The 8,916-nt window shown below is 49.9% G+C and carries 9 protein-coding genes; 5 read left to right on the forward strand and 4 right to left on the reverse strand.

Translation table 11 applies throughout. The annotated features are described in order from the left end of the window. The first annotated feature begins 66 nt into the window (after window positions 1–66). Entirely contained in the window at window positions 67–1,113 is a 1,047-nt protein-coding gene (locus ABJ225_RS07835) for a 2,3-butanediol dehydrogenase (RefSeq protein ID WP_048005661.1), read from the forward strand. Between the two features lie 160 nt (window positions 1,114–1,273). Here the strand turns inward: ABJ225_RS07835 and ABJ225_RS07840 are convergent, their stop codons facing one another. Then, complete coding sequence (locus ABJ225_RS07840; protein WP_347319383.1) at window positions 1,274–2,041, reverse strand: VanZ family protein; 768 nt, start codon at window positions 2,039–2,041, stop codon at window positions 1,274–1,276. Beyond that, window positions 2,002–2,364, reverse strand: coding sequence for a PadR family transcriptional regulator (locus ABJ225_RS07845; RefSeq protein ID WP_347319385.1), 363 nt, complete (start codon window positions 2,362–2,364; stop codon window positions 2,002–2,004). The genes ABJ225_RS07840 and ABJ225_RS07845 overlap by 40 nt, the downstream gene beginning before the upstream one ends. Window positions 2,365–2,536: 172 nt before the next feature. Between ABJ225_RS07845 and ABJ225_RS07850 the strand changes: the two genes are divergently transcribed. From ABJ225_RS07850 to ABJ225_RS07865, 4 genes are all read left to right on the forward strand, one after another. Next, the gene (locus ABJ225_RS07850) at window positions 2,537–3,859 is read left to right on the forward strand and encodes a methyltransferase domain-containing protein (RefSeq protein WP_347319387.1); all 1,323 of its coding nucleotides are present in this window, start codon (window positions 2,537–2,539) and stop codon (window positions 3,857–3,859) included. Beyond that, window positions 3,859–6,450, forward strand: a complete 2,592-nt coding sequence (locus ABJ225_RS07855) for a polynucleotide kinase-phosphatase (RefSeq protein ID WP_347319389.1) — start codon at window positions 3,859–3,861, stop codon at window positions 6,448–6,450. The genes ABJ225_RS07850 and ABJ225_RS07855 overlap by 1 nt, the downstream gene beginning before the upstream one ends. 190 nt (window positions 6,451–6,640) lie before the next feature. Next, the gene (locus tag ABJ225_RS07860) at window positions 6,641–7,216 is read left to right on the forward strand and encodes a dienelactone hydrolase family protein (protein WP_218245536.1); all 576 of its coding nucleotides are present in this window, start codon (window positions 6,641–6,643) and stop codon (window positions 7,214–7,216) included. Between the two features lie 313 nt (window positions 7,217–7,529). After that, window positions 7,530–7,901, forward strand: a complete 372-nt coding sequence (locus ABJ225_RS07865; protein ID WP_048013704.1) for a DUF1304 domain-containing protein — start codon at window positions 7,530–7,532, stop codon at window positions 7,899–7,901. A 335-nt stretch (window positions 7,902–8,236) separates the two neighbouring features. On the opposite strand, the gene ABJ225_RS07870 is transcribed toward ABJ225_RS07865, so the two are convergent. Continuing rightward, complete coding sequence (locus tag ABJ225_RS07870) at window positions 8,237–8,419, reverse strand: hypothetical protein (protein WP_197082280.1); 183 nt, start codon at window positions 8,417–8,419, stop codon at window positions 8,237–8,239. Between the two features lie 208 nt (window positions 8,420–8,627). Continuing rightward, window positions 8,628–8,852, reverse strand: coding sequence for a helix-turn-helix domain-containing protein (locus tag ABJ225_RS22360; protein WP_353852441.1), 225 nt, complete (start codon window positions 8,850–8,852; stop codon window positions 8,628–8,630). Between the last annotated feature and the right edge of the window lie 64 nt (window positions 8,853–8,916).

The raw sequence follows: 8,916 nt of genomic DNA on the forward strand, positions 1-8,916 counted from the left end.
AATTTAACATAAGTGTCGTTCGTTGTATACTGAGGGTGTAGACAAGATAGAAGGAGATGGCACATGATGAAAGCACTAAGATGGCATGACCAGAAAGACATTCGTTTGGAAGAAATCGAAGAACCGGTGACAGGTGCCGGTCAGGTGAAAATGAAAGTGAAATGGTGTGGAATCTGCGGTAGTGATCTTCATGAATACTTGGGCGGACCGATCTTCATACCGGTCGATGAGCCCCATCCTCTTACGGGCGAAAAAGCGCCTGTCACCCTCGGGCATGAGTTCTCCGGTGAAGTCGTGGAAGTCGGAGAAGGCGTGAGCAATTATAAGGTAGGCGACCGCGTCGTCGTGGAACCGATCTTTGCCACACATGGTCACCAAGGGGCTTATAACCTCGATGAGCAAATGGGCTTCCTCGGACTTGCAGGCGGCGGTGGCGGCTTGAGTGAATACGTGGCTGTCGATGAAGAGCTCCTCTTCAAGCTTCCTGATGACCTTTCCTACGAACAGGGCGCACTTGTGGAACCGTCTGCTGTGGCTCTATACGCGGTACGTTCAAGTAAAGTAAAGGCAGGGGATAAAGTCGCGGTGTTCGGATGCGGGCCGATCGGGCTTCTTGTGATCGAAGCATTGAAAGCCGCTGGTGCGACCGATATCTATGCCGTCGAGCTTTCTCCTGAGAGACAAGCCAAGGCAGAAGAACTCGGTGCGATTGTCGTCAACCCGGCCGAAGTGGACGATACCGTGGCGGAAATCAGCCGCCTTACCGGCGGGGGTGTCGATGTATCCTTCGAAGTGACAGGGGTACCGGTCGTCCTTCGCCAGGCAATCCAGTCAACAGGGATCGGCGGCGAAACGATCATCGTCTCCATCTGGGAACAGGGAGCGGAAATCCTGCCGAATGACATCGTCATCAAGGAACGGACCGTCAAAGGCATCATCGGCTACCGCGACGTGTATCCGGCCGTCCTTTCCCTCATGCAAAAAGGCTACTTCTCTGCCGACAAACTCGTCACCAAACGGATCCCTCTCGATGACGTCATCGAAGAAGGCTTCCAGAGCTTGATCAAGGAGAAGAATCAGGTAAAGATTTTGGTGCAATCGGAACAGAAGTAAAAGGCCGACCATTATTACATTCAATAATAGAAAAAGGAGACCCAATTCGTTCAGGATGGGTCTCCTTTTCTATCTATATAGCGTGTTCAAACATAAGAATCCGTAGAAATGAATGATGCCATTGACTACTTGTGCTCTACTAGGGTCCTTTAAGTAAAATCTACGCCTTCACAACCCGCCGACTTGCCATCCCCTTCGACCATTGCATGAACGGGCGATAGATCAGATACCCGAACGCCGCACCAACCGTACCGAGGATCACATCATCCACATCAAAGCGTCCTAAGTGGAGCACATACTGTGCCAGATTCACAAGGAAGATAAGGATGGCTGACTGCTTGACCACCTTCAACATTCCCGCACCCTTCTTGATAAGGAGTGGCAGGAAGAATCCGAGTGGGATATAGAGAAGGATGTTGCCGAATGTGTTGGATAGAATGATATCGACATTGTAATGGCCCCATCTCGATGTGTATTCATACAGGCTGTGAAACGGGATGATGTTTGCATTAAGAATCCATGCGTCCATATTGAAGTATCCTGCCCTCTCTGGGCTCCAGAAGTATCGATTGAAGTAGAAAGGAGTTGAGGAGAAGTAGGCCACCATGTTATTCACTATGCGTTGAAGCAGCAGTACCCAAACCAGCACAAGGGCATAGGCACCTCCGGCCAGCTTCAGGAACAGAAGAACGCCATTATTGAAAGGGGAATACGACTCCTTCAGCCCGTCCTTCAAGGTTTCTTCATGACCGAAGCTTTGCAGTGCCGCCTTGGTCGCTTCTTCAGGATCAAGTCCCTGTGCAATGAAATCGCTTTTCAACAGGTCGATGTGCCCCATCATTTCTTCTTTCAGCTCGAGTCGGTCGATCTCGTCCATGTCGAGTTTGTTTACAATGCGGTCGATGTAGTCTTCAATGGTTTGATCCATGCGATTCCCTCCGAACATCTGTTGATTAAGGTGTTGAGGTTGTTCCACTCTTTTAGCTTCCGGCTCAGTTCTGCCTTCCCGTCTTCGGTGACGGCGTAGTATTTCCGGCGCGCTCCCGTATCAGGCTCCTGCCAGTAGGAGCGGATCCATCCCTTTTTCTCCAACCGCTTCAGGGCGGGATAGAGGGTGCCTTCGCTCATGCTGTAGAGCTCGTCACTGTTTTCCTTCAGCGCCTTCACGATCTGATAGCCGTACATATCCTCCGAGCTGATCAGGGATAGGAGCAGGATGTCGATGCTGCCTTTCATAATTTCTTTGTCCAACCGTCATTCCTCCTTATATATCGTGTTACTATGCACATCGTTTTACGAGGTATATTTGGATTGTACCTCCTTCTATGAAAATTGGCAAGAATATTTAACAATTATTGAAACTTATTCCATCCTGAACTGGTATACTAGTGAATTAATAACCCAGTAGAAAGGAAGGATCCCCATGCAATTGACGATCCATACGGCAGATAAGGATGCGAGAGTCATCTCCCATCTACTTGCGAAGAACCCGGCGAACCTCTACGAGCGTAGTCAGAACGGGCATCTCGTCAGGATGTTCTTCAGCACGTTCAGTGAGGATGAGGTGGAAGTGACCTTCTTCGTGACGCCCGACCCGATCGAACTGTCGAGGGACGGTTCGGAGAAGTATGACATCACTTCCTACATCAATGACCGCGAATTTTCCGTAAGCAGCATCTTCTGTACGTTCCTGCGCTCAGCCCTCGGCACGGCCCTGAACGGCAAACCGAAGGAAGCCTACACGGAGTGGGTGGATCATGCCTTTCCGTTCACATTCGAATTCGGCCCCCTCGCATCCTCCCTGTCAGACGGGGCGATCACCGAGCTGTTCGAGCCCCTTGGATTTGCCGTGGGGATCGACCGGAGCGAAGGGGAACCAGCTGCCAGGTTCATCACACTGAAAGGGAGAACGACCCTCCAACTAGGACTGAGGCAGCTGTTCGTCCTCATCCCGGTCCTTGATCAGTACAAGCACTACTATATCGATGAAAAGGAAATCGACAAGATTGAGAGATATGGGGAAGGGTGGCTCGATGATCACCCGAAACGCTCCTTCATCCTGCAGCGGGCCCTTCGCTTCAAGGATGTGTACCGCCATGTTCTTCCCGAGGAAGGGAAAGGGAAGTCGGAACCGGCCAAACCGAGACTCAATGAGACCCGGTATGAGTCGATCATCCACGTGGTCAAAGGACTACAAACGAAATCGAGCGTGGTCGACATAGGCTCAGGGGAAGGAAAGCTGGCCACACGCCTCGGGTTTGTTCCCGGAATAGAGGAAGTGCTCGCAGTCGAGCCTTCGGAGCAGGCCACTCTGAAGGCGTTGAAGCGCTTCGAGAAAGCGGAAAGTCAGCCGGGTTTCTTGAAACCGACAAACGTGATGGGGTCGCTATTCTATTATGATGAGCGCCTCCGAAATAAGGATGTGATCATCCTGTGCGAAGTGATCGAGCATATCGATGAACACCGCCTGCCGAAGATCATGGAGACGATCCTTGGTGCCTACAGACCGCGCACCCTCCTGATCACGACGCCAAACGCCGAGTACAACCGGGTGTACGACATGGGGGAAGGATACCGCCACCCCGATCACCGCTTCGAATGGACCCGGGAAGAGTTCCAGACCTGGTGCTCGGAGATGAACGGGGATCAGGCGTATGACATCACCCATCAGGGAATCGGTAATGACCATGACACCCACGGGCAGCCGACACAGTTTGCCATTTTTACACGAAAGGAGGAATCATGATGAAGATCATGATCCCACATGCCGGCATCGTCCTTCTCATAGGGCCATCCAATAGTGGCAAATCGACGCTCCTTCGCGGACTGGTCGAGCAGGACATTCTATTACCCTCCGAAATCGTGAGCTCCGATGAGTTCAGGAAGCTCGTCGGGGACGTGGAATTCATCGACTGGAAGGACAGGCCGAAGGAAGAAGCCGATACGCTGTATGAAACGTACCAGCAGATCTCCAAGGAAGCGTTCGGGATGATGGATGCCGTGATCGGGGCACGCTGCCGCATGAACAAGCTGACGTTCGTCGATGCCACCCATCTGCATCCTGATGACCGGAAGCGCTACATCGCCATGGCGAAGGAGAACCATATTCCCGTCGTGGCCCTCATCCTTGATGCCGATCAGGATCAACTACTTGAGCGTGATGTCCACAGGGACACCCCCCGGGGGAAACGCCGCATCAAGCAACAGTACCAGATTTTCAAAAGGGAAAAGCGCTTCGTGAAGAAAGAAGGCTACCGCGCTGTCTATACGGTCCGTCCTTCTGATTCCGTCGAGTGGATCCGGGGAGGCAATCCGCTGGAACTTGATGTAGGAAATGGAGTCGACATCATCGGGGACGTCCACGGATGCTTTGATGAACTGATCGAGCTCCTCGTGAAACTCGGCTATGAAGAAAATGAAGACGGATTCTACATCCATCCAGACGGGCGAACATTCCTTTCCCTCGGCGACATCATGAGCCGTGGCCCGAAGTCTTTTCAGACCATGACCTTTTTCCACAGGCATGTGGAGCGAGGGCTTGCCCATATGATCGACAGCAATCACGGATGGAAGATTGCGCGATATCTTGGCGGCAGAAACGTCACATTGAGCCACGGAGATGAGTGGATCGCGGAAACGCTTGAGCGATACGAAGAGGAGCACGGGGAAGAGGCGGTCAATGAGCTGAAAGAAACATGGCGTAGCTTCCTATTAAGGGCCCCGTCCCATCTTGTGTTGAAGCAAAACGCGGTACCGGTCGCAGTCTGTGCCCATGCCGGCATCAAGGATGAATTCATCGGGAAGCAGTCCCATGCGATCAGTGATTTCTGCCGGTACGGTGATACCGATGGCTTCCATGAAGACGGGCGCCCGGTGAGGAAGGATTGGACGGTTCATCATCACAACAGCCTTCTAATCCTATGGGGGCATGATCCGAAGCCTAAGCCCCTCATGATGAACAACACCCTGAATATCGATCAAGGCGTGGTGTTCGGAGGAGAGCTCACGGCCTACCGGTATCCGGAGCGGACACTGCTGTCAGTGAAGGGGAAAACGGACTATTCAGGCAGTGATTCGAATCCGCTGGAAGAGCTTGCGAAAAAGCTACTTCAGCCGCCGAATATTGCCCGATTCTTGAACGGCTACAGCGTGGAGACGGAAACATACGGGGAAGTGGCCATCCCGAAGGCGCAGATTATACCGACGATTGACGCTGTCTCCCATTTCACGGTCCCGGTCGAGGAACTCATCTACATCCCGCCGACCATGAGCCCGACTCCGAAAGCATCGACGGTCGACGGGTTCCTCGAACACCCGCAGGACGCCATCGACTACTACCGGAGTCTCGGCATCAACCGGATGGTGGCCGAGAAGAAGCATATGGGCAGCAGGGGGATCGTGCTCTTATTCAAGGACGAGGAAGTCGGGGAGCGTGTCATAGGAAGACGAACCTTAGGCGTCATGTACACGCGGACGGGTAGGCGTTTCTTCCAGGAAGAGGTGGAGGATCGTGTCCTTCATGCCCTTCATGAAGATCTCGAGAAGGGTGGATATTTCTCGCGGTACGAGACCGACTATGTGCTCCTCGATGCCGAGATCATGCCGTGGAACCTGAAGGCGAAGGAACTGATCCATCGACAATACGCCCACGTGTCGGAGCAGGCGCTCATGGACCGGGGGAGGCTGACGAAGAAGCTCGCAGCCGCATTAGGTGAGCATGAAGGGATCAACGCCTGGCTCACGGAGTATGAAGAAAAGCTCCATCATGCCGGCGTGTTCAAGAATGTGTATGAAACCTACTGCTGGGACGTAGAAACCCTCGACGATATCCAGATCGCCCCGTTCCACGTGCTCGCCCACAGCGGGGAAACGTTCTTCGATCAGCCTCATACATGGCATATGGAGAAGAACCGGGAGTTCGCACGCCTCAGTCCCCTCTTCGTGGAGACGGAGTTCAAGGTGATCGACGATGAAGCATCGGAGCAGGACGTGATCGATTGGTGGCTCAAGATGACAGCGGACGGACATGAAGGCATCGTCATCAAGCCGGAAACCTTCATAGCGCGGTCGAAAGGTAAGCTCGTCCAGCCTGCCATCAAGGTGAGAGGACAGAAGTATCTCCATATCATCTACGGCATGGATTATACGGAGCCCGAAAACCTGGACCGCCTAAGAAAACGGAATGTGTCCAAGAAACAAAAGCTTGCCCTCCGGCAGTTCGCCCTCGGCCTTGAAGGCATCAGGCGCTTCGTTGACGGGGAGAGCCTCGAACGCATACACGAGTGCGCCCTCGGTACACTCGCAAGCAATGCCGATCCGGTCGATCCTAGATTATGAGTGAATCAAGAGATGCCCTATCCTGTGGTCAAAATAAACTATACAAAGTGAGTGTATAGGCCATTAAATGGTGTTTCAATGAATGATACTAAAGCAGAATGATCACATGTATCTTATAATGTATGAAGGTATAAGAGTCTTATCGTTGAATTTTATAGATATGAAACTTAATTGGCAGGAGGAAAAGAAGATGGCAGAGGTTTTAATGTTCCATCATGTTTTAGGCCGAACAAAGGGAATTGAAGCAATAGCGGATCGATTGAGAGATGCAGGACATATTGTTCATGTGCCAGATTTATTTGATGGCCGCATTTTTTCTACGCTGGAAGAGGGCTTGGAATTCGTGAAGGGGATTGGATTTGGAGAAGTGTCGGCGCGCGGCGTTCAGGTGGCTAACGAACTTCCAAATGATATTGTTTATGCAGGTTTTTCATTAGGTGTCCCGGCTGCACAGCAGCTCGCTCAAACCCGTGAAGGCGCAAGAGGTGCACTGTTTTTCCATGCCTGCCTTCCGCCCTCGGTATTCGATTCCGAGTGGCCCAAAAACGTACCGGTTCAAATTCACGCAATGACTGAAGATCCTTTTTTTGTTGAAGATGGTGACATTGATGCGGCCCGTGAGCTTGTTGAATCAACCAATAATGCTGAACTATTTTTATATGAAGGAAATGAACATCTCTTCACAGAGAGTTGTTTACCGTCTTACGATGACGACGCGACGAAGCTTGTCATCAAGCGAGTGATCAATTTTCTAGATGAATGTTAACGAACTAAATATAAAGCACTGAGCGCGAGCCTTTATACGGCTACAAGTCACTCCCTTATAAGGTCAACACAGCGATTTTTAAAAGAGGAGCAAAAAAGGTAGGATAACATCTATCAGTTTGATTCAGTAATAGTAGAACATATTATTTTCTGCATCCAACCTTTGTCATTTTATTCTTCCGGATTACCTACTCAATGAATGTAGAAAAGTTGAAAATCACATTCTGGTCTGCAACTTTTCCGTGTCTCCCCGCTTGTCAAGAACAACTGTTGAACATACTATTAAGGGATGTACGAGTAGAGGAGAGATTATTGTGGAAATCATAGCAATTATATTAGTAGGGATCGTGGCGATCGAGCATCTGTTCATCATGATCCTCGAAATGTTCTTTATCCGATCAAAGATGGCCAAACGGGCTTTCAATCTGCCGGAGCATCTCCAAGGGGATCCCAATGTGGCAACGATGTTCGCCAATCAGGGCCTGTACAATGGATTTCTTGCTGCAGGGCTTATCTGGGGATTAATTCTTGGAAGCACATCGACAGGCTATATGGTCCAACTGTTCTTTGTGATTTGCGTGGTGATCGCTGCGTTGTTTGGCGGGTTCACTTCCAATAAGGGGATCATTGTGAAACAGGGGATGCCAGCTATACTGGCGCTGATTGCCCTGATCATCGTGATGTAAAGAAGAAAACGCCATTCCTGGAATGGCGTTTTTTTTGGTCACGGAAGGGCGATTTCATTAAAGTGAGCGACGAGATAATCCAATGATTTCTTGAGATCGTCACCTTCCATGTATTCTCCGTGTCCAGTGGGGGGGTTCTTGGTATAGGTGCTGGAGCTCTTCCAACGATGTTTTGGCATCATCCTAGTTCATGGTGAAGTATTTCGGTGGAACGCTGATCCAAAAGAGTAGAAAACATACTGAAATTGGGTGAGTAGGGTTTGAGGATCTATAAAGTAGGGTAATAGTAGTTGTGTCTAATAAAGAAGCAGGGAGATGGGCTCTCCCTGCTAAACTTACGAGCAGCAATCGCATTCCTTATCCTGTATGAGGATGGAGGAGATACCTTCGCTGTTTGAATGGAGGTAATGTTGCTTGATGATCACGGCTTCGCTAAACTGCTCAATAATTCCGACCAGTTCAGATAGGTCATCAAGTTCAACATACCATTTCCCTTTGATTTCGTAAGCACGATCCAAAGGTTTTTCTTGGTTTCTGCAACCAGTACGTTCGATGTGGAATATCACGTATGAAACACATCCTGAATTTTGACTTGGAAACATTAGTTCCCATTCTACTTCAGTGTATCCCACACGAGCAATATTCATAATTTCCCATTTATATTACGGTTAAAAGTAGTGAAAATAAGACTTTTTAATTGAATAATTTCCAATTGTAAATTGGAAATTATGTCTCTCTGGGTGGCAAGATATCCACCCAGTAAATATTTAGGGCTTTGACGATAATGTCGACCTTGTTAATAGAGGCATTTGTTTTACCTCTTTCTAATGACGAGATAAAGTTGATTGAGAGTCCGGTTGCCTTGCTCAGTTCTTGAATGGTAATGTCCTGTGTCCTTCGATGGTATCTGAGCCTTCGTCCTATATATTGTGTAATCTCCAAGAAGAACACCCACTTCCAAAAAATAAGAACTAGGTGCAATAGCCCTAATTCTTTTGATTATATCCTTGTCTTG

It is taken from the genome of Rossellomorea sp. RS05 (assembly GCF_039822645.1).
GTDB lineage: Bacteria > Bacillota > Bacilli > Bacillales > Bacillaceae_B > Rossellomorea > Rossellomorea marisflavi_B.

Bases quoted from the DNA above. Each gene is read 5' to 3' on its own strand.
- ABJ225_RS07835 (WP_048005661.1), top strand. From the start codon at position 67: ATGAAAGCACTAAGATGGCATGACCAGAAAGACATTCGTTTGGAAGAA.
- ABJ225_RS07840 (WP_347319383.1), bottom strand. From the start codon at position 2,041: ATGGATCAAACCATTGAAGACTACATCGACCGCATTGTAAACAAACTC.
- ABJ225_RS07850 (WP_347319387.1), top strand. From the start codon at position 2,537: ATGCAATTGACGATCCATACGGCAGATAAGGATGCGAGAGTCATCTCC.
- ABJ225_RS07855 (WP_347319389.1), top strand. From the start codon at position 3,859: ATGAAGATCATGATCCCACATGCCGGCATCGTCCTTCTCATAGGGCCA.
- ABJ225_RS07860 (WP_218245536.1), top strand. From the start codon at position 6,641: ATGGCAGAGGTTTTAATGTTCCATCATGTTTTAGGCCGAACAAAGGGA.